We start from the raw sequence: 26,511 nt of genomic DNA, 5'->3' as shown, positions 1-26,511 counted from the left end.
ACGAGCGACTCGCACGACCCGGGCACGCGACCCAGTCGTCTCGTCCTCTTCGGTGACGGCAGGAGGTGACCGTCAACGACGTGGCCGCCGAGCTGGCCCTCGACCAGTCCCGGAGCGTCGCGGATGATCGCGCACGCCGTCGACCACGGCTTGCTCACGACCCGTCCGTCGCCGTCCGATGCCCGTCGACGGCTCGTTCGCCTGACCCCCGCCGGCCTGGCCCTGCTCGAGGCCGCGCACCAGTGGCAGGACGCGATCTTCACGGCCCTCACCCAGGACTGGACGGCCAGCGAGCGGAGTCCACCGTGCCATGACCCGGCTGCTCACGAACTCCTCCGACCTGACGCCGGACAGCTGAGCGGGGCTGCCACCGCGCGCACTCGCGCACCGTCGCAGGTCGCCGCCGGCCTGCTGGACCTGGCGCCCACTCGGGACACCCGGCTGCTGGTCGAGCGGCGCCGGGCCGATCCGCCGGGGACCGATCTCGTGCTCACCGGCGAGCAGGAGCGGGCCCACGCCGGGGATCGGTTCCCGGGCTCGGTGCTCCGGCGGGGTCGGGCGGGCCGCAGCCCGGTCGCCGTCCGGCCCGGGATGTCGACCGCGGCAACAGGCGGGCGCCCGGAAGCAGGTGTCGGCGTCGGTGAGGGTGCCGGCCGGGCGGTCTCCCTTCTCCGGACGCCCGCGGGGGGAGCAGACTCGCAGGCGCGCAGGCGACGGTGGGAGGCGCGATGGCCCGAGCGGAGGTCGCCGCCGACGGAGGCCTGCGGATGGGCACGCCCCGCGCGCGGTGGGTGCTGCTGACCACCGTGCTGGGCTCGAGCCTGGCGATGCTCGACGCGACCGTCGTCAACGTGGCCCTGGAGCGGATCGGCACCGACCTGGACGCCGGATTCTCCGACCTGCAGTGGACGGTCAACGCCTACACGCTGACGCTGGCCTCGCTGATCCTCATGGGCGGCTCCCTGGGCGACCGGTTCGGCCGGCGGCGGGTGTTCCTGATCGGCGTGGTCTGGTTCGCCGTGGCGTCCCTGCTGTGCGGCCTGGCGCCCGACGTCGGCACGCTGATCGCCGCCCGCGCGCTGCAGGGCGTCGGCGGCGCGCTGCTGACGCCGGGCAGCCTGGCGATCATCTCGGCGTCCTTCCACGGGTCAGACCGGGCCGCGGCGGTCGGTGCGTGGTCGGGGCTGGGCGGCGTGGCCGGGGCGGTCGGGCCGTTCGTCGGCGGCTGGCTGGTGCAGTGGAACTGGCGCACCGTGTTCCTGCTCAACCTGCCGCTGGCCGCGGTGGTCGTGGCCGTGGCGGTGCGGTACGTGCCCGAGTCGCGCAACCCGCAGGCGGCGTCCCGGCTGGACTGGCCGGGGACGCTGCTCGTCGTCGTCGGCCTGGGCTGCCTGACCTACGCGCTGACCGCGGCGGGCGAGCCCGGCCGCGGTCCGGCGGTGCTGGTCTGGGGCGCCGCCGGGGTGGTGGCGCTGGCCGCCTTCGCCGTCGTGCAGCGGCGCTCGACGCACCCGCTGGTGCCGCCGGCGCTGTTCGCGTCCGGGCAGTTCAGCGCCGCCAACGTGGTGACCCTGCTGGTCTACGCCGCGCTGGGTGTGGTGTTCGTGCTGCTCGTGCTGCACCTGCAGATCGTCGCGGGCTTCACCCCGCTGCTGGCCGGCACCGCCCTGCTGCCGGTGACCGTGCTCATGCTGCTGTTCTCCTCCCGCGTCGGCGCGCTGGCCCAGCGGATCGGCCCGCGGCCGCTGCTGACCGCCGGTCCGCTGGTCGCCGCCGGCGGGGTGCTGCTCATGCTGCGGATCGGCCCGGACGCCTCCTACGTCGTCGACGTGCTGCCCGCGGCCACCGTGTTCGGGGCCGGGCTGACGCTGCTGGTGGCGCCCTTGACCGCGACGGTCCTCGACTCGGCCGCCGACCGCTACGCCGGCATCGCCTCCGGGGTGAACAACGCCGTCGCGCGGGCCGCCGGGCTGCTCGCGGTGGCCGTGGTGCCGGTCGCGGCCGGCCTGGGCGGCAGCGACTACACCGACCCGGCGGCCTTCGGGGCTGGCTTCCGGACGGCGGTGCTCATCTGCGCCGGGCTGCTGGTCGCCGGGGCGCTGGTGGCCGCCGTCCTCGTCCGCCGTCCGCTGGACGCCGGAGAGGCCGAGCCGGCTCCCCGCCTCGCGCTCGAGCGCTGCGCCCACTGCGGGGTGACCGGACCCCAGGTGCACCCCCGGCAGCCCGCGGCGGAGGCGTCGCGGTGAGCGCGAGCGTCGCGCGGCAGACCCCGGCCGGCGGGCGCGGCCTGCTCGCCCGGGTGGCCCCGCTGCGCCGGCGGCTGCGCAGCGAGGCGGGCAGCGCCGGGCTGCTGCTGCTGGCCACCGTGGCCGCGCTGCTGTGGGCCAACTCCCCGTTCGGGGACAGCTACGACACCTTCTGGCACACCGAGTTCGCCGTCCGGCTGGGCGACGCCGAGCTCTCCCTGAACCTGCAGCACTGGGTCAACGACGGCCTGATGGTGTTCTTCTTCTTCGTCGTCGGGCTGGAGATCAAGCGCGAGCTGGTCATGGGCGAGCTCACCGACCGGCGGCGGGCCGCGGTGCCGGCGGTCGCCGCGCTCACCGGCCTGGCCGTGCCCGCGCTGGTCTACGCGGCGTTCAATCTCGGCACCGAGGCGGTGTCGGCGTGGGGCGTGGTCATCTCCACCGACACCGCCTTCCTGCTGGGCGTGCTGGCGCTGGTCGGGCCGGCCTGCCCCGCGCAGCTGCGGCTGTTCCTGCTCACCCTGGCCATCGCCGACGACGTCGGCGCGCTCAGCGTCATCGCGCTCTTCTACACCGAGGACCTCGCGGTGGGCCCGCTCGCGCTGGCGCTGCTCGGGCTGGCGCTGATGCTCGGCCTGCGCTACCTCAACGTCTGGCGCGGCCCGGCCTACCTGGTCCTGGGCATCGCGGTGTGGGTGGCGGCCTACGAGTCCGGCGTGCACCCGACCCTCGCGGGGGTGGTGATGGCCCTGTTCACCCCGGCCTACCCGGCGCGCCGGGAGGAGGTGGAGGTGGCCGCCCGACGGACCCGGGCCTACCAGCAGTCGCCCAACCCCGAGTTCGCCCGCGCGGCGCGGCTGTCCATCGACCGGTCGGTGTCGGCCAGCGAGCGGCTGCAGCAGCTGTGGCAGCCGTGGACCAGCTTCGTGATCGTGCCGGTGTTCGCCCTGGCCAACGCCGGTGTCGCGCTCACCGGCGACACCCTGCGCACCGCGGCGACCTCGCCGGTGACGCTCGGCGTGGTCGCCGGGCTGGTCCTCGGCAAGCTGGCCGGCATCCTGCTCGGCACCGGGCTGGCCGTGCGGCTGCGCCTCGGCGCGCTCGCCCCCGGCCTGGGCGGCCTGCAGCTGGCCGGCGGCGCCGCGCTGTCGGGCATCGGGTTCACCATCGCGCTGTTCATCGTCGATCTCGCTCTCGGCGGCGACGAGCGCACCGCCGACCAGGCCCGGGTCGGCGTCCTGGCCGCCTCGGTGCTGGCCGCCCTGCTCGGCTGGGCGCTGTTCCGGCTGGCCGACCACCGCCGCCCGCCCGGTACCGGTGGGCGGCCGGTGCTGCTCGACCCGCCGGTCGACCCGGCCCGCGACCACGTCCGCGGCCCGGCCGACGCGCCGCTGACGCTGGTCGAGTACGGCGACTTCGAGTGCCCGTTCTGCGGCCGGGCCACCGGGACGGTCGAGGAGCTGCGCGCCCGGTTTGGCGACCGGCTGCGCTACGTCTTCCGGCACGTCCCGCTGGTCGACGTCCACCCGCACGCCGAGCTGGCCGCCGAGGCCAGCGAGGCGGCCGCGGCCCAGGACCGGTTCTGGGACATGCACGACCGGCTCTTCGACACGCAGGACCGGCTGACCGCCTCCGACCTGCTCGACTCCGCCGCCGCCATCGGCCTCGACGTCCAGCGCTTCGCCCGCGACCTCGGGTCCGGCCGCTACGCCCGCCGGGTGCAGGAGGACGTGGCCTCCGCCGAGGCCAGCGGGGTCGCCGGCACGCCCACCTTCTTCGTCGGCGGACGGCGGCACACCGGCCCGTACGACACCGACACCCTCGCCGCCGAGCTGCTCGCCGCCGCGGGGGAGGACGGCGCCGCGGCACCTGCGGACGACGGCGCGGCCGGGCTGGCGCTGCCGGTCCTGGGGCCGCGGCGCGGCGAGGACCGGCGGGCGGCGGCGGACGACGCGGTGACGGTGCCCGAGGACCTGCCCGAGACCCCGGACCGGGACGGCGCCTTCCCGCGGTTGGACGACGCCCAGCTGGCCCTGCTGGAACGCTCCGGGACCCGTCGACGCCACGAGCCCGGCGACACCCTGTTCCGCGAGGGCGACCCCGGCTACGACTTCCACGTCGTGCTCTCCGGCGCGGTCGCGATCGTCGAAGACCACGGGCGCGCCGACCAGCGGGTGCTCTCCGTGCACGGACCCCGACGGTTCCTCGGCGAGCTGGACCTGTTCGGCGGCCAGCCGGTGTCGTTGACCGCGCTGGTGCTGCGGCCGGCCGAGACGCTCCTGCTCGACCACGACCGGATGCGCCGGGTGTTCGCCGCCGACCCGGCGCTGAAGGAACTGGTGCTGCGGGCCTTCCTCGTGCGCCGGTCCATGCTGCTCGAGGCCGCCGCCGACCTGCGCATCGTCGGGCGGGCCGGGTCGCCGGACAGCCGCCGGCTGCAGGACTACGCCCGCGCCCGCCGGCTGGCGGCCACGTTCGTCGACCTCGACACCACCGGTGACGGCGCCGCGCTGCTGGCCGAGCTGGGCGTCTCGGAGGAGGACCTGCCGGTGGTGGTCGGCCGGCGCGGTCAGGTGCTGCGCAACCCGACCGACGCCGAGGTGGACGCCGCGGTGGACGCGGCCGACTGAGAAGAGGGCCCTCCTGCCCCTCACCACTCGGAGAAGGACCCCTCGAAGGACCCCTCGCCCCACCGCTCACGAGCTCGCGGCGGGCCCCTGCGAGGGGCCGCCTCGCAGGCCCACGGCGTCACCGGCAGGCGGCGGCCACGGCGTCGACGAGGCCGTCTCGGAGGAGCGGAGCCGGGCGAGGGCCGCCGGTCGCCGGCTCACCGGTGGATCGCCGTCGACCCGGCCGGTGCCGCCGCCCGGGCCCGGACCGGCGACGTCAGACAGCCCCGGGCGACCGCGCCGCCTGGTCCACCAGCCGCCGGCTGGCCACGGTCCCACCCACCACCAGGGAGCACCCCGCGCCCACCGAGCCGAGGAAGAGCACCGTCCCGGACGGCGCCCGCAGCAGGACCTGGACGAACAGGGTGATGAGCAGCAGCGCGGCCAGCGAGGCCCCGCCGACGCAGGCTCCGAGCGGGATCCACGTCTCGCGCAGGCGGGCGGCATGCAGCACGCCCACCTCGGTACCGGCCAGGTGGAGGCTGCGGTACTCGGCGGCCTGGTCGAGCACCCGCGCGGCCTGGGTCACCCCGGTGGAGACGGCCGCGAGCAGCGAGGCGATCACCAGGGTGACCGTCGTCCCGGTGGCGATGTCGGTGCCCAGCTGCCCCGCTCCCTCCCCGGCCGCGGCCATCCCCGGGCTGACGCAGAGCACACCGGCGACGAAGGCGACCAGCGCCACCCCGCCGACGCTGCGCCACACGCTCTTGGGGTCGGCGAGCATGCGCCGGCCGGCCAGCAGGGTCGGCACGGTGCGCGCGGCGCGGACGACGCGTCGGCCGAGCACCGAGACCAGGGCCACCAGCGGGCCCGCCGGGAGCGCCGCCAGCCCCTGCGCCCCCAGCCACAGCTCCGAGACGCCGAAGGCCCTGCCCTGGAAGTGCAGCAGGGCGACGAGCGGCAGGGTCGCGCCGTACAGAGCCGCTCCGGCGAGGGCTCCGGCGACCGCCTGGGCCAGTGCGTCGGCCACCGCCAGGCTCGCCACCTGGCCGGTGGTCGCGCCGGTCAGCCGCAGGGCGGCCAGGCGGGCGTGGCGCCGGGCCACCGCCAACCGGGCCGCCGCGCCACCCAGGGTCACCACCGGCACGAGGACCAAGGCCGCGGCGGTCACGGCGAGCACCGCGTAGACCCCGCCGTCCTCGCTGCCCGCGGCGTCGCTGCGCAGGAGGAAGGCCCGGACCCCGCCCAGGACGGTCAGCAGCACCCAGGTCGCCACGGTGAAGGCGAGAACGGCCAGACCGGTGGTCAGCCGGTCGGGCCCCTGCCGGCGGGCGAACAGCCACCACAGCCGCAGCGCCGCGGTCACCGGGCACCGCCGCCCGGGAACGCGGCGGACGCCGGACGGTAGGAGCGTTCGGCGACCAGCCGGCCGTCGCCCATGGTGAGGACCCGCCCGCACCAGCGGGCCACGTCCTCGTCGTGGGTCACCACGACCAGCGCCGCACCCGCTGTCCAGGTGGCGCCGACCAGCACGCCCATGACCTCGGCGCTGGTCGCGGCGTCCAGGGCACCGGTGGGTTCGTCGGCGAAGACCACGCCGGGTGTCGCGACCAGCGCGCGAGCGATGGCCACCCGCTGGCCCTGCCCGCCGGACAGCTCGCCGGGCCGGCGCTGCTCCAGGCCGCCCAGACCGAGGTGGTCCAGCCATCCAGCGGCCCGCGCGGTCGCCGTCCGCCGGTCCACGCCGGCGAGCATCAGCGGCAGGGCGACGTTCTCCACGGCCGGCAGCTCGGGCAACAGCTGGCCGGACTGGAAGACGAAGCCGAAGTCGGAGCGGCGCAGCACGGTGCGGCGGGCGTCGGAGAGCCCCGTGAGGTCTCGGCCCCGCCAGGTGACCGAGCCCGACGTCGGGGGGACGATCCCGGCCAGGCAGTGCAGCAGGGTCGTCTTGCCCGATCCGGACGGGCCCATGACGGCCAGCGCCTCGACGCCCAGGTCGAGGTCGACCCCCGCCAGGGCGTGCGTGGCGGTCGGGCCGCCGCCGTAGGTCATCCGGAGGCCCGGGCGGAGAGGGTCACGGTCACGTCCCGATCGTGGGCCGGTCCCCGTGCCCGACGCGTCGACTCCGGGGCTGATCCTCGCCGGCCGCGTCCTCCGGCGGTCGTACGACCGCGGGATCAGCCGCTGCGCGGGAACAGCCGGCCGAGGCCCCAGCGGGTCGGCGCGGTGAACGGCCGCCACCCCTCCCGGGTCTGCGCCAGCCGGTCGGCCACCACCCACAGGACGGCGGGGTCGTGGCCCATGCCCAGGTGGCTGGCGTGGACCTCGACGTTCTCGCTGCGCGGACCCTGCTCCTGCAGGCAGGCCCGCCAGTCGACGACGCCGTCCCACCGCGAGTAGACCGAGGTGCTCGGCACCGGCAGCGGCCGGGCGCCCTCACCCCGTGCCGAGGAGATCCGCGTGCCGCCGTGCAGGGGGCGGTAGCGCCGGTACACCCGCGCGCCCGGGCTGTCGTCCGGCCGGTCCACGAGCCGGAACGGCGAGCCCAGGGTGACCACCTGGCGGACCTGCTGCGGCACGCGCAGCGCCAGCCGGCGGGCGAAGATGCCCCCCAGGCTCTGCCCGACGACGCTCACCGGCGTCCCGTGCTGGTCGGCCAGCCGCTCGACCAGGCCCGGCAGCGCCCCGACGACCTGCGGCGTCGGACCGCGGTTGCGGCCCAGCTCCCAGCCGACGACCGGGTAACCGAGCCCGCGCAGCCAGCGGCGCAGCGTCGTCGTCGAGGCGTCCGAGGCCAGCAGGCCGGGCAGCACCAGCACCGGGTGCGGCTCGCCGCGCGGGGCCAGCCGCAGCAGCGGCAGGGCGGCGGCGAGCGCACCGGCGCTGGCCACCGCGCGGGCCGGCTCGGTGGCGGCGAGCAGCCGCCGGCGTCGGGCGGACGACGGATTCGGACGGGCCATGCCAGCAATGTCGCCCGGACGTCGTCGCGGCGCCACCTGCGGGCAGCCCGGCCGGGCTCCCCGCAGGTCGTCAGCGCCGGGCGAGGTAGGCGGCGGCGGTGGCCCGCAGCCGGTCGTGGACGCCGTCGACCGCGACGGCGCCACCGAGGTACCGCTTGGCCAGCTTGGCGACCATCGTGTAGTTGGTGTCCACGACGTTGCCGGCCGGCGCCAGACCGGCCTGGCTGACCAGCTGGTAGGCGTCGAGGAGGTCCCAGCCGGTCAGCTGCGCGGCCCAGGTCACCAGGTCGTGCTGGCTGATCCGGAAGGCGTCCTCCAGGGGCCGGACCGACCCGGTGGACACGAGGAACTCGTCGGTCTCCAGCCGCGGCCACGCGGGGGCGTCCTCCTTCACCAGGTCGAGGACGACGACCGTGCGCATGGCCGCCTCGACGGCGGTGCCGCAGACCTCGCCCTCGCCCTGCCGGCAGTGCCCGTCGCCGAGCGACAGCAGCCCGCCGGGCACGTTGACCCCGAAGTACGCCGTGACACCCGCGCGCACCTCGGGGGTGTCCATGTTCCCGCCGTGCGCGCCGGGGGTGATGCTGGCGAAGACCTCGCCGCCGGCCGGCGCGACGCCGATCGTGCCGTGCATCGGGTCCAGCGGGAGCTCGACCTCGGGGCCGCCGCGGCGGGGACGGAACCGGCAGGTGCTCCGCTCGCGGTCGACCTCGTAGAGCCAGACCAGCTCCTCGAGCGCCTCGTGCAACATCGCCGTCGAGTGGGTGGCGGTCAGCGCCCCGAAGTGGGGGAACGTCGTCGACACCGCCCAGTCGCGCACCGGCGCGATCGCCACCAGGTGCACGGCGAGGGTGTCGCCGGGCTCGGCGCCCTCGACCGCGATCGGCCCGGTGACCGGGTTGAGGTACGGGAACTGGCAGACCCGGCTCGGCAGGTCGTCGACGCCGCGCACCCGGCCGCCGAAGCAGTCCTCCGTGGTCAGCTCGACCACGGTGCCCGGCGCCACGGTGACCAGCGGCTCGGCGCCGCCGAAGCTGTAGCGCAGCTGGTCGGCCGTCGGCTCGACGGTCACGACCTCCAGGGACGTCGTCACAGGGTCTCCTCCGCGCGGATCTCGGGCCGGCGGCCGGTGGCCACCAGGAAGAGCAGCAGGGCGACGCCGACGGCGAACCACACGAACCCCAGCCGCTGCGCCGCCACCTGGGCGTTGACCACCACGAAGACCAGGATCGCGAACCCGATCACCGGCACCGCCAGGTGCAGCCACCAGTTCCGGCTCTTCTGCCGGACCACGTAGTGCACGACCACCGAGACGTGCAGCAGCAGGAACGCCGACAGGGCGCCGAAGTTGACCAGCGTGGACAGCAGCGAGATGCCGTCCTCCCGGCTGGCCGTGTAGAGCCCGAGGACGAGGGAGACCACGGCGACCAGCAGGGTGGCGTTCACCGGCACCCGCCGGGTCGGGTGCACCTTGCGCAGGAAGCCGGGCAGCTGCCGGTCGCGGGCCATCGCGAACAGCAGCCGGGACGTCGCCGCCTGGGCGACCAGCGAGTTGGCGAAGCCCCACGCGATCGCCGTGGCGACCGCGGTCAGCGTCGCCAGCCACGGCCCGCCGGCGACCTCGGCCGCGTCGTAGAACGCCGTCCCCGCGGCGTCGCCCTGGCTGATGAGGGTGTCGGGGTCGGGCACGAGCAGGGCGGCGACCCAGGTCTGGACGATGAACAGCGCCCCGGCCAGGGCGAGCGCGGCGATCATCGCCCTGCCGATCGAGCGGGCGGAGTCGCGGTTCTCCTCGGCCAGCGTGGAGATGCCGTCGAAGCCGAGGAAGCTCAGGACCGCGATCGACACCGCGCCGAACACCAGCCCCAGCGAGAAGGTGTCGCTGTCGTAGACCGGCGAGAGGTCGAACCCGCGCCCCTCGCCGGAGGCCAGCGCGACGACGCCGATGACGAGGAAGACCGCCAGCACGACCAGCTCGGCGACCAGCATGACCTTGTTCACGCGTGCGGTGAACTCGATGCCGAAGTAGTTGACGACGGTGTTGAGGACGACGAAGCCGACCAGCCACACCCAGACCGGCACCGAGGCCCAGATCGAGTTCATCGCCACCGCGGCGATGAGGTAGAGCAGACCGGGGACGAGCACGTAGTCGAGCAGGATCATCCAGCCGGCGATGAACCCGACCGGCTGGGCGATGCCGCGCCCGGCGTAGGTGTAGACCGAGCCGGCCATCGGGAAGGCCCGCGACATCTGCGAGTAGGACGCCGCGGTGAACGCCATGGCCAGCCCGCCGATGGCGTAGGCCAGCGCGATCATCCCGCCGGAGGCCTGGAAGACGCTGCCGAAGATGCCGAACGGCGCGATCGGCACCATGAAGATCAGGCCGTAGACCAGCAGGTCGGTGAAGGTCAGCGAGCGCTTGAGCTCCTGGCGGTAGCCGAAGGCCTCGACGCCGGGGTCGCCGGTCGCGGGGACCGGCCCCGGGGCGGCGCCCGGGAGCGGGCCGGCGGGGTCGCCGGCCCGGGACGGGGTGGTGCGGGGGTCGCTCACGGCTCCTCCTCTCCTCCGGCTCGGGGCCGGGCGGGATGAGAGTAGGCCGGGTTTGCTTCCAGGTGGAAGCAAGTGTGCGTCAGGGGGTGGACACCTCGCGGAAGGCGAGCCCGTCGGCCCGGGCCAGCCGCGGCAGGGGAGAGGTCGGCCGCGGCGGGACGCCTCCTCCGGCCAGGGAGACGGCGAGCCGGACGCCGTCGTAGACCCCGCGGGCGTAGGCGCACACGACCGGTGCGGAGGGTCCGGCCCGCCGTGCGTGCCGCTCCTGCAGGGCCAGTTGGCCCTCGTCCGTGGCGCCGTCGGTCGCGGCGAACGAGGGCATGCAGGCGAACAGCTCGCCGGTGGAGTCGCCGCCGACCGCGTAGAGCCCGTTCTCCTCCAGCGCCCCGGACAGCCGCACCACGCGGCGGTCGAGCCCGGCCCGGGCGAACTCGCGGTTGACCGTCACCAGGTCCCGTCCCACCAGGCTGAGCAGGACGGCGTCGGCGCGGGTGCGGCGGACCAGGTCGAGCATCGCCCCCGGGTCGTCGACGCCGAGGGGCACGAGCAGCTCGCCGACGACGTCGGCACCCAGCCTGCGCAGCACCTCCGCCGCCGCCCGGTGCACCGCCTGCGGCCACACGTAGTCGTTGCCGAGCAGCGCCCAGCGCCGGGCCCGGCGGCGACGGACCAACCAGGCCAGCGCGGCGGCGTGCTGGTCCCGGGGCGACGAGCCGATCCGCAGCACGCCCGGCCGGCGCCGACCCCCCTCGTGCGGCGGGGTGAAGACGTAGCGCAGCCGCCCGCCGAGGGCGGCCTCCACCGCGCGGTGCACGTCGCTGGTGTGGAAACCGACGAGGATGTCGATCGCGCCGGCCCCGTGCAGCGCGGCCGCCTCGGCGGCGACCGTCGACGGCGGCCGGCCGGAGTCGACGGTCACCAGCTCGACGGCCCGGCCGAGCACCCCGCCGTCGGCGTTGGCCTCGTCCGCGGCGAGGCCGGCCAGGTCCAGCGCCGACGGGCCGGTCAGCGCCAGCGGCCCGGACAGCGGGACGGCCAGCCCGACGCGGACGACGTCCGGACGGCGGGGCAGCAGGGCGGCCGCCCACGCGTCCAGCGCGACGGTCGGCTCGGGCACCGTCTGAGTATGGTGCGGCCATGGCGGTCGAGCAGCAGGCGGACCGGCCGGCGGTCCCCGACGCCTCCCTGGTGGAACTGCTCACGGTCACCCAGCGGCGGGTGGCCCGCGGCGTGGCCGCGGTGCTCGCCGAGGACGGCGCCACGCTCGACAGCTACCGGGTGATGCGCTGCCTGGCCGCCGGGCCGGGCCGGTCGATGGGCGAGCTGGTGGCGGCGCTGTCGCTGCCGCCGCCCACCCTCACCCGGCTGGTCGACGGCCTGGTCGACACCGCCGAGGCCCACCGCCTGCCCGACCCGGCCGACGGACGGCGGGTCCGGGTGCACCTGTCGGCCCGCGGGCGGACCCGCCTGACCCGGCTGGAGGGGCTGGTGCGCGCGCACGAGGCCGCGTTCGCGGCGACGCTGGGCTCCGAGCGGGTCGATGCGCTGGTCCGGGCGCTGGCCGGCCTGGAGGCCGGGGACTGACCCTCAGTCGGTGGACGGCGGCAGCAGCCGGGGCATGAACACCTCATCGATCGGACGGGGGCCCACGTACTGCCGGCAGGTGCAGGGCACCCACTGGTGCCCGGTCCAGCGGCCGCGCTTGTCGTGGACGTCGCGCCGCAGCTCCGCGTAGCAGGTGTTGGTCTCGGTGTCGTGCTGGCTGAGCGTGTGGCCGCACCCGCACAGCGGCGCGGGCGGTGCCGGCGGCGCGGCCGGCCGGCGGCGGCTGAGCCGGCCACCCAGGAAGCCCACCGCGAGCAGCGCCGCGCCGACCAGCAGGCTGACAGGTTCCACCGGTGCGCTCCTCCCGATCGCGGCCCCTCGACGGTAGCGCGGGAGGGGCGGGGACCGGGTGGCCCACGGCAGGCCCACGTCGCACCGGGTCGAGCCGGCCGGCCGCCGGTGCCGGCGGTTTCCGTTCCGCGCGGCCGGGCACACCCCGCTCGTGCCGTCCTACGCCGTGGGGTCAGCCCGACCGGGCCGCTGGTCGCCGGGCCGACCGGTCGAGCAGAGCCGCCCCTGGCACGCCGTGGAGGCACACCGCCCGGCGGGCGAGCTCGACGGCGAGGTGGAGCTGGCGGTCTGCGGCGTGATCGTCCAGGTGGAGGGGGCGCAGGACTGGGAGCGGGTCGGCGCCGGCCGGACGACGTGCCGCGACTGCCGGCAGCTGACCGCCGCCGGCCGCTCGCTGCACCCCGTGCGCTGAATCCTCCGGTGGCGTCCTCCGGCGGGCGGGGCGCTCCGGCGGGCAGGGCGCTCCGGTCGGCGGGGCGCTCAGGCCCGGGGTCAGCGGCGCTCGGGCCGACGGCCGCTGATCGCGGACAGGCCGGTGATCTCCCGGCCGATGATCAGCGCCTGCACCGAGTCGGTGCCCTCGAAGGTGAAGATCGCCTCCATGTCGGCGTGGTGGCGGGCGACGTGGGAGTCGAGCAGGATCCCGTCGCCGCCGAGGATGTCCCGGGCGTCGGCGACGATCGCCCGGGCCTTCGCGGCGTGGTTCATCTTCGCCAGCGAGGCCATCGCCGCGGTCATCCGCCCGGCGTCGGCCAGCTTCGACAGCCGCCAGCACATCAGCTGCATGGCGGTGATCTCGGCCAGCATCCGCGCCAGCTTGTCCTGCACCAGCTGGTAGCCGGCGATGGGCGCGCCGAACTGCTCGCGGCGCAGCGCGTGCGCCAGCGCCAGCTCGTAGGAGGCGGTGGCCAGCCCGAGCGCCCGCCAGGCGACGGTGTAGCGGGTGCGGTCGAGGACCGTGGAGACGTCCTTGAACGAGCGGCAGTTGGCCAGCTTGTCCTCCGCCGGTACCCGGACGTCGGTCAGCGTGATCTCGGCCTGCCACACCGCCCGCAGCGCGGTCTTGCCGGTCATGACGCGGGCCTGGTAGCCCGGCGTCCCCTTGTCGACGACGTAGCCGCCGACCGCGCCGTCCTCCCCGCGGGCCCAGATGACCACGTGGTCGGCGATGGTGCCGTTGCCGATCCACTTCTTCTGCCCGTTGAGGACGAAGGCGTTGCCGTCCCGGCGGGCGGAGGTCTCGAGGGCGACGGCGTCGGAGCCGTGCCGCGGCTCGGTGAGCCCGAAGGCGCCGATCCGCTCCATGCGGGCCATGGCCGGCAGCCAGCGCTGGCGCTGCTCCTCCGAGCCGAGCAGCGCGATCGACTGCATGGCCAGGAAGCTGTGGACGCCGTTGAAGGTGCCGACGCTGCCGTCGGCGCGGGCGAGCTCCGCGGCGACCAGCCCGGCCGAGACGCTGCTCATCCCCGGGCAGCCGTAGCCGGAGATGGTGCCGCCGGCGATGCCGAGCTCGGCGATCCTGGGTACCAGCTCGACGGGGAACTCGGCGCGCTCCCAGTAGTCGTTGATCCGGGGGGTGACCTCCTTCTCGCCGAAGGCGCGCACCCGGTCGCGGATCTCGACCTCCTCCGGTTCGAGGAGCTCGTCCAGGGCGTAGAAGTCGGGGCTCGGCACGCTCACCGGCCCGACGCTACGGCGGGAGGGCGCCGGCCGCTCGTCGCGCCGTCCTCGTCGGACCGGGCACGGTGCGCCGACGGTCCGGTCCCGCCCGTCCACAGCCCGCCGGCCGGTCCACAGGTGTCCCCTCCCCGGGGCCTGCCGCCGCGGTCGGCCGCCAGGCTCGGTGCATGGACGAGCCCACGCGCCCCGAGGTGCTGATCTCCGACGCCGGCGGGATCGCCGCCGCCCTGCCGCACCTGGTCGGCTTCCACCCGCACGAGTCGCTGCTGCTGGTGGCCCTGGGCGGCCCGAGCGGAGGCCGGGTCGGGCTCACCGTCCGCGCCGACCTCCCGCCTCGGGGGCGGTCCGCGGCCGTCGCGGCGGCGCTCGCCCGCAGCGTCGCCACCGACGACCCCGGCAGGGTGCTCGTCGCGGTCGTCTCCGAGTCGGCCGACGAGTCAGAACCCCTCCCTGGGCAACCGGTCGGGGAGGTCGTCGCCGGGCTCCCGCACCGCGACGTCGTGCACGAGGCGGTCGTCGCCCTCGCGGAGCAGGGCATCCCCGTGCACGACGCGATCCTGGTCCGGGCCGGCCGGTGGTGGTCCTACGACTGCCCGCACCCGTGCTGCGAGCCGGGTGCCGGGGCGCCGCTCCCCGGCGGGGCGAGCGAGCTGGCGGCCGCCTCGGTGGTCAGCGGGGTCGTCGTCGAGCGCGACCGCGCGGCGCTCGAGGCCCGGATCGCCCGCCTCGACGGCCCGGCCGCGGCCGCCATGGAGACGGTCACCTGGCGGCTGGTCGACCACCGCGCGAGGGCCGCGCGGGCCGACCGGGACGCCGAGGCCCGCCGCTCCTGGGACACCGTCGTCCGGAGCGTGCGGCGGTGCCGGCCCGGTGCCGCGGACGCCAGCCGCCTGGCCGACGGGGACGTCGCCGGCGTGCTGTGGGCGCTGGCCGACGTGCGGGTGCGGGACCGCGCGCTCACCCTCGCCCTGGGGGACGACGCCGCCGCGGCCGAGGTGCTGTGGACCGAGTGCACCCGGCGGGCACCGGCTCCGCTCGACGCCGCGCCGGCGACCCTGCTGGCGGTCAGCGCGTGGCTGCGCGGGGACGGCGCCATGGCCAACGTCGCGCTGGATCGGGCGCTGGACAGCCGCCCCACGTACGAACTCGCCCGGCTGCTGGCCCGGGGGCTGGCCGCCTGCCTGCCACCGGGCGAGCTGCGGGCGGTGATCACCGCGTCGGCCGCCGAGCCGGACGCGGTGTGGGCGGCCGGGTGAGCGCGGTCAGAGCAGCTCGGGGCGCTGCCACTCCCGGCCCAGGACGTGCTCGGCAAGATGACCCGGCCACCTCAGAGCAGCTCGGGGCGCTGCCACTCCCGGCCCAGGACGTGCTCGGCCAAGAAGGACAGCACCGTCTCGTACCAGATGCGAGCGTTACCCGGGGTCAACACCCAGTGGTTCTCGTCGGGGAAGTACAGGAACTTCGACTCCACGCCCCGCTTCTGCAGGTCGTACCACAGCCGCAGCGCCTCGCCGATCGGCACGCGGTAGTCGCGGTCGCCGTGGATGACCAGAATCGGCGTGCGGATGGCGTCGGCGAAGCGGTGCGGGGAGTTCTGCTCGTAGCGCTTGGGCCGGGCGAGCGGGTCGCCCCACTCCTTCTCCCAGTAGTAGGCCGCGTCGGTGGTGCCGGTGAAGGAGTCGAGGTCCCACAGGCTGGCGTGGGTGACGATCGCCCGGAACCGGTCGGTCTGGGTCGCCACCCAGTTGGCCATGTAGCCGCCGAAGGAGCCGCCCATCGCCGCGGTGCGGGTGGCGTCGACGTCGGCGCGCCGCTCCACGGCGTCCACGGCGGCCATGAGGTCGGTGTAGGGGGCCTCGCCCCACTGGCCCCAGCCGCGGCGGACGAAGTCCTGGCCGAAGCCCTGCGACAGCGCCGGGTTGGGCAGCAGGACGGCGTAGCCCCGGGCCGCCATGACCCAGGGGCACCACCGCCACGACCACGAGTTCCAGCTCATCAGCGGCCCGCCGTGGATCCACAGCAGCAGCGGCGCCGGGTGCTCCGCCGACGCACCCTCGGGCAGCACCAGCCACGACTGCACCCGGCTGCCGTCGGCGGCGGTGGCCTCGACCTCCTGCAGGGTGCCGGGCAGCGCGCCGAGGGAGCCGGGGTTCGGCAGCGGCTCGGGGTGCTGGCCGGTCGCCTCCGGATCCAGCCGCACCGGCGCCGGCGGCTCGTCGACGGCCGACCGCAGCGCGTAGAGGGCGCTGCCGTCGCGGGCCACCTGCAGGTCGCTGTGGGCGCCGTCCGCGGTCAGCCGCACCGGCGTCCCGCCGTCAGCCGGTACCCGGAAGACCGCGTGCCGCCCGTCGTCGTCGGCGAGGAAGTACACGGCCGCCCCGTCGGCGCTGAACTGCGGCGCGCTGGGCCAGCGGTCGAAGCCGGCGGTGAGCTCGCGGACCGCGCCGGTGGCCACGTCGACGTGCAGGAGGGTGTAGTCCGGCGGCTCGTCGTAGGTCGACATCGCCTCCCGCACGCACACCACGGCGGCGCCGTCGGGGGAGAAGCGGGCGGAGTGGACGTCGGCCAGCGGGTCGTCGACCAGCACCCGCGCCTGGCCGGTGGCGGTCTGCAGGAGGACCAGGCGGTTCCGGCGCCCGGCCGGCCCGTCGGGCACCGTCTCGCTGCGGACCAGCAGCCGGCCGTCGGGGGAGAGGTCGAGGTCGTCGCCGGCGCCGTCGGGGGGCGCGGCGTCGGGGGTGAGGTCGCGCAGCTCGACCGGCGGCGGCTCGGTCCCGGCCGGCGCGTCGGCGGGCAGCCGGCCGACCCAGAACAGGTGCGGCGCCGTGGGGCCCAGGTCGGCGTCCCAGTGCCGCACCGGGTAGGCCTCGTGCAGGATCGCGGTGACCCCGGCCTCCTTGCGCCGCGTGCGGCGTGCGGCGTCCGCCTCGACGTCCGCGGCGCCGGGCACGGCGGAGGCGCGCACCACGACCTCGCCGGTGTCGGCGGCCACGGCCACGCCGCCGATCCCGCCGGGGTGGGTGAGCACCGCGTGGGCCTCGCCGCCCTGGGCGGGCAGGTTCCACAGCGCCGGCTTCGGGTCCTCGGCTCCCTCGCCGGTCCCGGACCCACCCCTGACCGCCGGGTCGGGCCGGGCGGAGGTGAACAGCAGCGAGCCGTCGGGCGCCCACACCGGCGCGGACTCGCCCGGCGCGCTGCGGGTGAGCCGGCGCGCGGGGCGCCGTCCCTCCGGGTCGACCTCCCACAGCGCCGACTGCCACTTCGTCCGCTCGGGGTCGAGCGTCTGCACCGAGACGGCCAGCCGGCGGCCGTCGGCCGACAGCGCCAGGCCGGTGACCCGCGGCAGCGCCACGAACGAGGCGAGGTCGGCGAACGGGGACGCCGGCGGTGCGCTGGAGGCCCCCTCCGGAGGCGCGGCGCCGGGTTCGGGCCGGTCAGGCACAGCGGTCACGCGGGGGCCTCTCCTCGTCGGGGCCTGGCCGAGCCGGGCAGGGCCGTCGGCTCCAGCGCAGTGGCCCCCGTGCAGCGAGAAGGACCCCGTCCTCCCCGCCCCTCACGAGCTCGGTGGAAGGACCGCCTCCTCCCCACCCCTCGCAAGCTCGGGGCGGGACCCGGGAGGCGGCCGGGACGGGGCCTGGCGCGAGCTCGCGAGTGGTGGGGGGCACGGGGGTCCTCTTTCACCGGCGGGGGGCCGCCTCGGCGGGGGTGAGGTCGTCGTCCAAGGCGCTGACGAACACGTACCGGGCGACCCCGGCCGGCAGCGGGTGGCCGTCGAGGCTGACCGAACCGCCCGACAGCTGCGCGACCGCGACCACACCCGGCCGCAGACCGCGCTCGGCCAGCACGCGCATGAGCTCGGCGTCCTCCTGCAGCTGCTCGCTGATCCGCTTGATCTGCACGCGGCACCCCTCGGGCGTGGCCGTGGTCGACAGCAGCGTCAGCGAGTCGAGCCTCGCGGAGGTCTCGCCCCCGAGGGCGTCCAGGCCGGGGATCGGGTTGCCGAACGGCGACTCGGTCGGGTGGCCGAGCAGGGTGAGCAGCTTGCGCTCGACGGCCTCGCTCATGACGTGCTCCCAGCGGCACGCCTCCTCGTGGACGTCGGCGTAGTCCAAGCCGATGACGTCGACCAGCAGGCACTCGGCCAGCCGGTGCTTGCGCATGACCGCCGTGGCCAGCTTGCGGCCGGACTCCGACAGCTGCAGGTGCCGGTCGCCTTCGACGGTCAGCAGCCCGTCCCGCTCCATCCGGGCTACCGTCTGGCTGACCGTGGGGCCGCTCTGGTGCAGCCGCTCGGCGATGCGGGCGCGGAGGGGGACGATCCCCTCCTCCTCCAGCTCGAAGATCGTGCGGAGGTACATCTCGGTGGTGTCGATGAGGTCGTTCACTGGTCTCCTCCGTGTCCTCCCAGATGGTACGGGGGAGGGGGCGGTGTGCCGGGTCGCGCACGGGCTGGTCACGCGCCCCGGAGCCGCGGGCCGGCGGTAGCGTCACCGGGCAAGCGCCGCGTGCGACAGCGAGGAGATCCGGTGAGCGACTCGGTCGCGGTCGTCTGGGACGACGCGCTGCTCGGCTACACGATGGGCGGGGACCACCCGCTGCACCCGGTGCGGCTGGACCTCACGATCCGGCTCGCGGACTCGCTCGGCGTCCTGGCCACCGACCGGCTGGAGGTCTTGCGCCCGACCCCGGCCGGCGTCGAGCTGCTCACCCTCGTGCACGACCCGGCCTACCTCGACGCGGTCGAGCGCGCGCCGACCGACCCGGATGTCGGCCACGGCCTCGGCACCGCGGACAACCCGGTCTTCGAACGCATGTACGACGCTGCTGCGCTCATCACCGGCGGCAGCGTGCTCGCCGCGCAGCAGGTGCACAGCGGCCGCGCCCAGCACGCGGTCAACATCTCCGGCGGACTGCACCACGCCATGCGCGACCGCGCATCGGGGTTCTGCGTCTTCAACGACGCGGCGGTGGCCATCCGGTGGCTGCTCGGGCAGGGGCACCAGCGCATCGCCTACGTCGACCTCGACGTCCACCACGGCGACGGGGTGCAGGCCGCCTTCTACGACGACCCGCGGGTGCTCACCGTCAGCGTCCACCAGACGCCGCTGACCCTCTTCCCCGGCACCGGCTACCCGGAGGAGACCGGTGACCCGCAGCAGGCGCTCGGCAGCGCGGTCAACCTCGCCCTGCCCAACGGCACCGACGACTCCGGCTGGCTGCGTGCCTTCTCCGCCGTCGTCCCGAGCGTCCTCAAGGCGTTCCGGCCGGAGATCCTGGTGACCCAGTGCGGCTGCGACGCCCACCACGAGGACCCTCTCGCCGACCTGGGGCTGACCATCGACGGGCAGCGGGCCAGCTACCGGGCGGTGCACGACCTGGCCCACGAGATCTGCGACGGCCGCTGGATCGCCCTCGGCGGCGGCGGGTACGGCCTGGTGCGCTGCGTGCCGCGGGCCTGGACCCACCTCATCGCCGAGGCCGCCGGCGCGCGGCTGGACCCGGCCACCGAGATCCCCGAGTCCTGGCGGGCCGACGTCGTCCGCCGAGGGCTGCGGGCCCGCCCGCCCACCCACATGACCGAGGGCGGCTACACCGGCTTCGCGCCCTGGGACCCGTTCACCGAGTCCCGCGTCGACCGGGCCATCCTGCGCACCCGCCGCGCCGCGTTCCCCTACTTCGGCCTCGACCCGGACGACCCCCGTGACTGAACCCACCACCCAGGAGCAGAGCACCCAGAGCCCCCCGGCCCTCTCCGACGAGCCCGACGCCCCGCCTCCGCCCCCGGCTCACTGGGAGGCCGACGTCATCGCTGCCGACGGCGGCACGGTGCACCTGCGCCCGATCCGGCCCGACGACGCCGAGCGCCTGGTCGGCCTCGTGGAGCGCAGCTCCGACCAGACCCGCTACTACCGCTTCTTCGGCCCGATGAAGCGGCTCTCGGACCGGGACCTGCACCGCTTCACCCACGTCGACCACGACTCACGGGTGGCGTTCGTGCTCGTGCTGGGCGACCAGGTGATCGGGGTCGGGCGCTACGACCGGTACCCGGGGACGGACGACGCCGAGGTCGCCTTCCTCATCGAGGACGCCCACCAGGGCCGCGGCCTGGGTCCGGTGCTGCTCGAGCACCTGGCCGCCGCGGCGCGCGAGAGGGGCGTCCGCAACTTCGTCGCCGAGGTGCTGACGCAGAACAACCGGATGGTGCGGGTCTTCCTCGACGCCGGCTACACCCCCGAGCGCTCCTACGACGAGGGCGTCGTCCACCTCACCTTCCCGATCGCCCTGACCGAGACCGCGCTCGCGGTCGCCTACGAGCGGGAGCAGCGCAGCGAGTCCCGGTCGATCGCCCGGCTGCTCACCCCGTCGTCGGTCGCGGTGGTCGGCGCCAGCAACGACGAGGAGAAGATCGGCTCCGCCGTCCTGCGGCACCTGCTCGCCTACGGCTTCCGCGGTCCGGTCTACCCGGTCAACCCCGGCACGCGGCACGTGCACGGGGTCCCGGCCTACGCCGGCATCGAGGACATCCCCGACGACGTCGACCTCGCCGTCCTGGCGGTGCCGGCCGACGAGGTGGCCGGCGTGGTGGAGGCGTGCCGGCGCAAGCGGGTCCGCGGGCTGGTGGTCATCTCCGGCGGGTTCGGCGAGTCCGGCCAGGAGGGCCGGGTCGCCGAACGGGAGCTGGTCGCGTCCGCGCGCGCCTCGGGCATGCGGGTGGTCGGGCCCAACTGCCTCGGCATCGTCAACACCGACCCCGCGGTGCGGCTCAACGCCAGCCTGGCGCCGCGGGTCCCCGGCCGCGGGCGGGTCGGCTTCTTCGCGCAGTCCGGTGCGCTCGGCTCGGCGCTGCTGGAGCAGGCGCGCACCCGCAACATCGGCCTGTCCAGCTTCGTCTCCGCCGGCAACCGGGCCGACGTCAGCGGCAACGACCTGCTGCAGTACTGGGCGACCGACCCGGGCACCGAGGTGGTGCTGCTGCACCTGGAGAGCTTCGGCAACCCGCGCAAGTTCGCCCGGCTGGCCCGCCGCGTGGGCCGCACCAAGCCGGTGGCGGCGGTCAAGAGCGGCCGGCACGTGCGGATGACCGCGGGGCTGGCCGGCACCTCGGTGACGGTGCCGGAGGAGTCGGTGGCGGCGCTGTTCGCCTCGGCCGGCGTGATCCGGGTGGAGACGCTGGCGCAGCTGTTCGACGTCGGCACGCTGCTGGCCCACCAGCCGCTGCCGGCCGGCGACCGCATCACGGTCGTCGGCAACTCCACGGCGATGGGGTGGCTGGTCTGCGACGCCGTCCTCGAGGAGGGGCTGCAGCTGGCCCACGAGGCGCCGACCGACATCGGCGCCGGCGGGTCGGCCGAGGCGTTCCGGGCCGCGCTGCAGGAGGCGGTCGACGACGAGGACGTGGACGCCGTGGTCGCGGTGTTCCTGCCCCCGGTGACGCGCCGGTCGGCTCCGGCCGAGTTCGGCGGCGCACTGCGGGAGGTGGCCCGGGGCGCGCGGAAACCGATCGTGGCGACCTTCCTCTCCACCGAGGGCATCCCGCCGGAGCTCGCCGTCCCGGGCGAGGACGGGACGCCGGCCCGCGGCTCGGTCCCCTCCTTCTCCACCCCGGAGCGGGCGGTGATCGCGCTGGCCAAGGTGGCGCAGTACGCCCGCTGGCGGCGCCGTCCGGTCGGCGCGGTGCCGGAGCTGACCGGCGTCGACGAGCCCGCCGCCCGCGACGTCGTCCTGCGCGCGCTGGCCGACGCCCCGGACGGCCGGCCGCTGTCCGACGAGGAGACGATCGCGCTGCTGGCCGCCTACGGCATCCCGCTGCTGGGCACCCACACGGTCACCGAGGTCGAGGCCGCCGTGGCCGCGGCCGAGGAGATCGGCTACCCCGTGGTGCTGAAGTCGACGGCGCCGTGGCTGCGGCACCGCCCCGACCTCGGTGGGGTCCGGCTCGACCTCGGCGACGCCGACGCGGTCCGTGCCGCCTTCGCGGCGATCCCCTCGGGCGACCCGGTGGTCGTCCAGGAGATGGCGGCGCCGGGCGTGGCGACCGCGGTGGAGATCGTCGACGACCCGTCCTTCGGCGCCCTGGTCAGCTTCGGCCTGGGCGGGGTGGCCACCGACCTGCTCGGCGACCGCGCCTACCGGACCCTGCCGCTGACCGACCTGGACGCCGCCGAGCTGGTGCGCGCGCCGCGGGCGTTCCCCCTGCTCAACGGGTACCGCGGGGCCGAGCCGGTCGACCTGGCCGCGCTGGAGGACCTGCTGCTGCGCGTGGCCCGGCTGGCCGACGACCTGCCCGAGGTGCTGCGGCTGACGCTGCAACCGGTGATCGTCGGCTCCGCCGACCCGGAGCACGGCAGACGGTCGCTGGTCGTCGCCGGCGCCACGGTGCGGGTCGGCCGGCCCACCGCCCGCGTCGACCCCGGCCCCCGCCGCATGCGAGCCGCGATGTGATCTGTCGTCCTCCCGACGACACCACTGCCGGGGTCGGTACGCCGTCCTGACTGGCGTTCGTGCCACCTGACCGGTCGTCGACGGCCGGTCAGGTGGCCGGATGACCAGCCCACCCGATCGTCCTCGCCCGGCCCGGGCCACGAACGGGAGGAGCCGGTCACCTCGCGGTGACCGGCTCCCGCCGTGGCCCTCCCGAGCAGCGGCCCTCGCCTGGCGTCGACCTGGTCCAGGGCACGGCCCTCTGGGCGGGACAGGACGGGCTCCTTCTCCGGTGGGGGCAGGGGGCCTTCCTCAGGCGAGATAGTCCCGGAGGGCGTCGGCGCGCTGGGGGTCGCGGAGCTTGGCCATCGTCTCCCGCTCGATCTGGCGGACCCGCTCGCGGGAGAGACCGAACTGCTTGCCGATCTGCTCCAGCGTCCGCGGCTGGCCGCCGTCCAGGCCGAAGCGCAGCACGACCACGTCGCGCTCCCGCTCCTCCAGCGTGGAGAGCACGTTGCGCACGTCGCCCTTCATCATCTGGAAGGCCACGGCGTCCTCGGCCACGGCGGCGTCGGCGTCCTCGATGAAGTCACCGAGGCGGGACTCCTCGTCGGCGCCGACGGTCTGGTCGAGCGACACCAGGTCGCGCGAGTACTCCAGCAGCTCGGCGATCCGCTCGGCGGGCATGTCCAGCTCGAGGCCCAGCTCCTCGGCGGTGGGCTCGCGCTCCAGCTCCTGGTGGATGCGGCGACGGGTGCGCACCACCTTGTTGACCTGCTCGGCCAGGTGCACGGGCAGCCGGATGGTACGGCCGGAGTCGGCCATCGCGCGGGTGATGGCCTGGCGGATCCACCACGTCGCGTACGTGGAGAACTTGAAGCCCTTGGTGTAGTCGAACTTCTCGACCGCGCGGATCAGCCCGACGTTGCCCTCCTGGATGAGGTCCAGGAACGTCATGCCGTGGCCGGTGTAGCGCTTGGCCACCGAGACGACCAGACGCAGGTTGGCCTCGAGCAGGTGCCGCTTGGCGGCCTTGCCGTCGACGGCCAGCGCCTTGTAGTCGCGCTGCAGAGCAGGGGTGAGCTGCCGCTCGGCGAGCAGCCGCTCGGCGTAGAGCCCGGCCTCGATCCGCTTGGCCAGCTCGACCTCCTGCTCGGCGGTGAGCAGCGCCGTCTTGCCGATGGTGTTCAGGTACACCCGCACGAGGTCGGTGGAGACCAGACCGCTCGTGTCCGGCTCGCGACGCGGCGAGCGGACCTCGAGGGCGTCGGTGGGGGAAGACTGCAGCAGCGTCACGATCTGTCTTCGTCCTTGCCTTCGGGTCGGATGCGTCGCGTCGATCGGCGGTGGGCGACAGCGCATCCGGGCGTCGTGGGTGGGGCCCCGCTCAGCCGGCTCGTCCAGCCGAACAGGCTCCGCTCGTGTGTCCGGTGTGGTACGCCCTGTCCAACGGCTCCGACCGGGTCGGGTGTTCCACGGATGCTCGGTTCACAGCAGACGCACAGGACGTGTGATGCGTCACCGGGGCCTACCCGCATCCCGCGCCGCTCAGACCTCCAGCAGCAGGGTCATCGGTCCCTCGTTCACCGACGAGACGAGCATGCGCGCGCCGAAGACCCCGGTGGCCACCGCGTTGCCGCGACGGCGCAGCTCGGCGACGACCTCCTCGACCAGCGGCTCGGCCAGCTCGCCGGGCGCGGCGTCGGCCCAGGAGGGACGGCGGCCCTTGCGGGTGTCGGCGTAGAGCGTGAACTGGCTCACCACCAGCACCGGCAGGCCGAGGTCGCCCACCGACCGGGCGCCGTCGTCGGTGGGGAAGACCCGCAGCTCGTGCACCTTGCGGGCCAGGATCCGCGCGCGGTCGGCGTCGTCGTCCCGACCCACCCCGACCAGCGCCAGCAGCCCTCGGCCGATCTCGCCGACGACCTCGCCGTCCACCGTGACCGTCGCCGTCGCGACCCGGCTCAGCACCGCACGCACCCGGCCATCCTCGCGCTCGGCTCGTGCCGGCCCCGCACCTGACTCCGGAAGGGGGCAGGGGGTACGAGCTCAGGGGAGGGAGATGGGGACGGCAGCGCGGCATCGCGTGTGGCGGGCACCACGGCGCGGTGACCCCCACGGGTCGTCTGGCGGGTCGACCGGTGGAGGTGCCGTGACCGCTCTCCGCGCGGCTGCGCCACCAGATCGAGCTCGACCTCGGCATGGACGTCTCCACCGACCGCGGCGCACGGTGGCTGGCCCAGGTCCGGTCCCTGGCCACCGACCCCGCCGACGAGGACCTCCTCGTCCGCCCGCCGATGGTGGCCGCACCGTTCCCCCACAGCGTGGCGAGCGGTCTGCTGCTGACCGCCCTGCACGAGCACCGCGACGAACTCGCCGCACGGGCGCCCGCCGCCGGCGCCTCGGTCGTGCGTCGGGCGCGCGACCACATCGAGGCCGACGCCGACCGGCGGCTCACCGTCGCCGACACGCCCGCACCTGCGGCGTCGGCGGGCGCTCTGGGGTCTGCTCGCCCGCTGCCGCACCGCCCTGGCCTGAGCTCACCTGGGCTGGCGGGAGGCCGGCGACCGCGGCCAGGAGGGCTCCCGCCGGTCGGGCGCCGGCGTTCCCGACCCCGACCCGCTGGCCCAGATGCAGCAGGTCAGGACGGCGGAGACGCAGGCGGGGAGGGCAACGGCGGGTTGCTGAGGAGTCGCGCCGAGGCGCCTGCACGGCCTCCGATCCGGTGGCACGATGGGCGCCACACCCCGGGCCGTGCCGGGACCCGGACGCCGTCGGGACGCCGGGCTCGGCAGCCTGCGGAGGGTATCCGCCGAGCACCGGTGCGCCCGGTCGGCGGAGGGAAGGAAGCCCGTGGCCTCGAGCCAGCAGCCCGGTCGCTCCCGCCGGTCCCAACCGGTGCTGATCACCGAGGCGCAACCCAGCCTGGCCGAGCAGCACGCCGCCCGGAAGCGGCGCTACGTGCTCACCATGGCCGTCCGCGGCGTCAGCCTGGTCCTGGCCGCGGTCTTCTACCAGACGCTGTGGCTGGCGCTCATCTTCGCCCTGCTGGGCACCGTGCTGCCCTGGATCGCGGTGATGATGGCCAACGACCGGCCGCCGAAGAAGAAGCTCGACGTCAACCGCTACAGCGCACCCCGACCCGACCGGATCCTGGAGAACCCCACCCGCCCGGGCCGGGTCATCGATCACTGAGCGGTCGAGCGCTGAGCGTCAGCGCGCCCCGGCCCGGCCGACCACGGCCGCCGCCCGCGCCAGGCCCGCCTCCAGCGCCGCGACCGGGTCGCCGTCCGGGTCGGCCAGCCAGACCGACAGCAGGCCGGCGGTGAAGGCGTCCCCGGCGCCGGTGGTGTCAACGACGGTCGCCGGGTGCGCCGGCCGGTGCACGAGCAGCTCACCCGAGGCCCACAGCGCACCGTCGGCGCCCAGGGTCACGACGGCGACCGGGTGGCGGGCCGCCAGCGCCCGGGCGGCCGCGGGGGTGTCGGCGCAGCCGGTGAGCAGCCGCGCCTCGGCCTCGTTCGGCAGCACGAGCGTGGCCGCGGCGGTGTCGGCCAGCCAGCGGTCCACCCCGTAGCCGGCCAGCGGGCCGGTCGAGGCCGGGTCCACCGAGACGGTGCACCCGGCCGCCGCCGCGGCCGCCAGCGCGGCCAGCCCCGCGGTCCGCGGCCGCGGGTCGAGCAGCGTGTACCCGGACACGTGCAGGTGCCCGCCGGCGGTCGGCGCGGGGACGTCACCGGGCTGCAGGGCCAGGTTCGCGCCGCGGTCGGCGAGCATGCTGCGCTGGCCGTCCGGCTCGACCAGGCTCACGACCGTCCCGGTCGCCGCGCCGGCCACGGTGCGCACGGCCGGGACCACCCCGGCGGCGCCCAGCTCGGCGACCAGCCCCGTGCCCGCGGCGTCGTCCCCGGCGCAGCCGGCGAACACCACGGGCGTGCCCAGCCGCGCGAGGTGGACGGCGACGTTGGCCCCCGCACCGCCGCCGCGGCCGCGGATGGCCGCCGGCCGGTCCGAGCCCGGCGCCGGCTCCCCGGACAGCACCACCACGACGTCGGTGACCAGGTCGCCGACCACCACGACGGGCGGCCGACCGCCGTCGATCACCGGCAGGTGGTCGGGGTGGACGGCGTGTCGGGCGGCCACGCGCCG

21 protein-coding genes are annotated in these 26,511 nt (G+C 75.8%); 8 read left to right on the top strand and 13 right to left on the bottom strand.

Annotation, left to right across the window (positions count from 1 at the left end):
• The first annotated feature begins 728 nt into the window (after positions 1–728).
• Both DQ238_RS00335 and nhaA read left to right on the top strand, forming a co-directional pair.
• Positions 729–2,246, top strand: coding sequence for an MFS transporter (locus DQ238_RS00335; protein WP_113779324.1), 1,518 nt, complete (start codon positions 729–731; stop codon positions 2,244–2,246).
• Positions 2,243–4,876 carry a Na+/H+ antiporter NhaA gene (gene nhaA, locus DQ238_RS00330; RefSeq protein WP_113779323.1) on the top strand — a complete coding sequence of 878 codons (2,634 nt, stop codon included), beginning with the start codon at positions 2,243–2,245 and terminating at the stop codon, positions 4,874–4,876. The genes DQ238_RS00335 and nhaA overlap by 4 nt, the downstream gene beginning before the upstream one ends.
• 256 nt (positions 4,877–5,132) lie before the next feature.
• Here the strand turns inward: nhaA and DQ238_RS00325 are convergent, their stop codons facing one another.
• The 6 genes from DQ238_RS00325 to DQ238_RS00300 form a co-directional block, all read right to left on the bottom strand.
• Positions 5,133–6,221, bottom strand: a complete 1,089-nt coding sequence (locus tag DQ238_RS00325; protein ID WP_113779322.1) for a hypothetical protein — start codon at positions 6,219–6,221, stop codon at positions 5,133–5,135.
• Positions 6,218–6,907, bottom strand: coding sequence for an ABC transporter ATP-binding protein (locus tag DQ238_RS00320; RefSeq protein WP_113779321.1), 690 nt, complete (start codon positions 6,905–6,907; stop codon positions 6,218–6,220). Before DQ238_RS00320 ends, DQ238_RS00325 begins: the two co-directional genes overlap by 4 nt.
• Before the next feature lie 125 nt (positions 6,908–7,032).
• Entirely contained in the window at positions 7,033–7,815 is a 783-nt protein-coding gene (locus DQ238_RS00315) for a triacylglycerol lipase (protein WP_113779320.1), read from the bottom strand.
• Between the two features lie 70 nt (positions 7,816–7,885).
• A complete protein-coding gene (locus DQ238_RS00310; RefSeq protein ID WP_113779319.1) occupies positions 7,886–8,908 on the bottom strand; it encodes an acetamidase/formamidase family protein in 1,023 nt (340 codons plus the stop codon).
• On the bottom strand, positions 8,905–10,365 hold the full coding sequence (locus DQ238_RS00305; protein ID WP_113779318.1) for an APC family permease: 1,461 nt from the start codon (positions 10,363–10,365) through the stop codon (positions 8,905–8,907). The genes DQ238_RS00310 and DQ238_RS00305 overlap by 4 nt, the downstream gene beginning before the upstream one ends.
• 79 nt (positions 10,366–10,444) lie before the next feature.
• Positions 10,445–11,482: an ABC transporter substrate-binding protein gene (locus DQ238_RS00300; protein ID WP_113779317.1), complete on the bottom strand. Its 1,038-nt coding sequence runs from the start codon at positions 11,480–11,482 to the stop codon at positions 10,445–10,447.
• A 20-nt stretch (positions 11,483–11,502) separates the two neighbouring features.
• On the opposite strand from DQ238_RS00300, the gene DQ238_RS00295 reads away from it, so the two are divergent.
• Positions 11,503–11,949 (top strand): MarR family winged helix-turn-helix transcriptional regulator, encoded by a 447-nt coding sequence (locus DQ238_RS00295; RefSeq protein ID WP_113779316.1) that lies wholly within the window; start codon positions 11,503–11,505, stop codon positions 11,947–11,949.
• A gap of 3 nt (positions 11,950–11,952) precedes the next feature.
• Here DQ238_RS00295 and DQ238_RS00290 read toward each other — a convergent pair whose 3' ends face one another.
• Positions 11,953–12,261 (bottom strand): hypothetical protein, encoded by a 309-nt coding sequence (locus DQ238_RS00290; RefSeq protein WP_113779315.1) that lies wholly within the window; start codon positions 12,259–12,261, stop codon positions 11,953–11,955.
• Positions 12,262–12,412: 151 nt separating this feature from the next.
• Between DQ238_RS00290 and DQ238_RS00285 the strand changes: the two genes are divergently transcribed.
• Complete coding sequence (locus tag DQ238_RS00285; RefSeq protein WP_113779614.1) at positions 12,413–12,673, top strand: hypothetical protein; 261 nt, start codon at positions 12,413–12,415, stop codon at positions 12,671–12,673.
• An 80-nt stretch (positions 12,674–12,753) separates the two neighbouring features.
• Here the strand turns inward: DQ238_RS00285 and DQ238_RS00280 are convergent, their stop codons facing one another.
• Positions 12,754–13,941: an acyl-CoA dehydrogenase family protein gene (locus DQ238_RS00280; protein ID WP_113779314.1), complete on the bottom strand. Its 1,188-nt coding sequence runs from the start codon at positions 13,939–13,941 to the stop codon at positions 12,754–12,756.
• A gap of 167 nt (positions 13,942–14,108) precedes the next feature.
• Between DQ238_RS00280 and DQ238_RS00275 the strand changes: the two genes are divergently transcribed.
• A complete protein-coding gene (locus tag DQ238_RS00275; RefSeq protein ID WP_113779313.1) occupies positions 14,109–15,197 on the top strand; it encodes a DUF4192 domain-containing protein in 1,089 nt (362 codons plus the stop codon).
• A 71-nt stretch (positions 15,198–15,268) separates the two neighbouring features.
• Here the strand turns inward: DQ238_RS00275 and DQ238_RS00270 are convergent, their stop codons facing one another.
• Both DQ238_RS00270 and DQ238_RS00265 read right to left on the bottom strand, forming a co-directional pair.
• Positions 15,269–17,392, bottom strand: a complete 2,124-nt coding sequence (locus DQ238_RS00270) for a S9 family peptidase (RefSeq protein ID WP_233495596.1) — start codon at positions 17,390–17,392, stop codon at positions 15,269–15,271.
• Between the two features lie 226 nt (positions 17,393–17,618).
• Complete coding sequence (locus tag DQ238_RS00265; protein ID WP_113779311.1) at positions 17,619–18,326, bottom strand: metal-dependent transcriptional regulator; 708 nt, start codon at positions 18,324–18,326, stop codon at positions 17,619–17,621.
• Positions 18,327–18,467: 141 nt separating this feature from the next.
• Here DQ238_RS00265 and DQ238_RS00260 point away from each other — a divergent pair, with 141 nt between their 5' ends.
• Positions 18,468–19,649 (top strand): acetoin utilization protein AcuC, encoded by a 1,182-nt coding sequence (locus tag DQ238_RS00260; RefSeq protein WP_113779310.1) that lies wholly within the window; start codon positions 18,468–18,470, stop codon positions 19,647–19,649.
• Positions 19,642–22,383 carry a GNAT family N-acetyltransferase gene (locus DQ238_RS00255; RefSeq protein WP_113779309.1) on the top strand — a complete coding sequence of 914 codons (2,742 nt, stop codon included), beginning with the start codon at positions 19,642–19,644 and terminating at the stop codon, positions 22,381–22,383. Before DQ238_RS00260 ends, DQ238_RS00255 begins: the two co-directional genes overlap by 8 nt.
• A gap of 291 nt (positions 22,384–22,674) precedes the next feature.
• Here the strand turns inward: DQ238_RS00255 and sigB are convergent, their stop codons facing one another.
• Positions 22,675–23,658 (bottom strand): RNA polymerase sigma factor SigB, encoded by a 984-nt coding sequence (sigB, locus tag DQ238_RS00250; RefSeq protein WP_113779308.1) that lies wholly within the window; start codon positions 23,656–23,658, stop codon positions 22,675–22,677.
• A 252-nt stretch (positions 23,659–23,910) separates the two neighbouring features.
• Positions 23,911–24,342 carry a D-aminoacyl-tRNA deacylase gene (gene dtd / locus DQ238_RS00245; RefSeq protein ID WP_113779307.1) on the bottom strand — a complete coding sequence of 144 codons (432 nt, stop codon included), beginning with the start codon at positions 24,340–24,342 and terminating at the stop codon, positions 23,911–23,913.
• Positions 24,343–25,215: 873 nt separating this feature from the next.
• On the opposite strand from dtd, the gene DQ238_RS00235 reads away from it, so the two are divergent.
• Positions 25,216–25,557 (top strand): DUF3099 domain-containing protein, encoded by a 342-nt coding sequence (locus tag DQ238_RS00235; RefSeq protein WP_113779305.1) that lies wholly within the window; start codon positions 25,216–25,218, stop codon positions 25,555–25,557.
• Between the two features lie 18 nt (positions 25,558–25,575).
• Here the strand turns inward: DQ238_RS00235 and DQ238_RS00230 are convergent, their stop codons facing one another.
• Positions 25,576–26,505: a carbohydrate kinase family protein gene (locus DQ238_RS00230; RefSeq protein WP_233495595.1), complete on the bottom strand. Its 930-nt coding sequence runs from the start codon at positions 26,503–26,505 to the stop codon at positions 25,576–25,578.
• Positions 26,506–26,511 lie beyond the last annotated feature (6 nt).

It is taken from the genome of Geodermatophilus sp. TF02-6, assembly GCF_003319115.1.
In the GTDB taxonomy this organism is placed as follows: Bacteria; Actinomycetota; Actinomycetes; order Mycobacteriales; family Geodermatophilaceae; genus Geodermatophilus.
This window is presented reverse-complemented; position numbering and strand designations above follow the sequence as displayed.

Excerpts from the sequence above, each read along its gene's own strand:
- DQ238_RS00275 (WP_113779313.1), top strand. The coding sequence starts at position 14,109 with ATGGACGAGCCCACGCGCCCCGAGGTGCTGATCTCCGACGCCGGCGGG.
- DQ238_RS00295 (WP_113779316.1), top strand. The coding sequence starts at position 11,503 with ATGGCGGTCGAGCAGCAGGCGGACCGGCCGGCGGTCCCCGACGCCTCC.
- DQ238_RS00315 (WP_113779320.1), bottom strand. The coding sequence starts at position 7,815 with ATGGCCCGTCCGAATCCGTCGTCCGCCCGACGCCGGCGGCTGCTCGCC.
- DQ238_RS00335 (WP_113779324.1), top strand. The coding sequence starts at position 729 with ATGGCCCGAGCGGAGGTCGCCGCCGACGGAGGCCTGCGGATGGGCACG.
- DQ238_RS00320 (WP_113779321.1), bottom strand. The coding sequence starts at position 6,907 with ATGACCTACGGCGGCGGCCCGACCGCCACGCACGCCCTGGCGGGGGTC.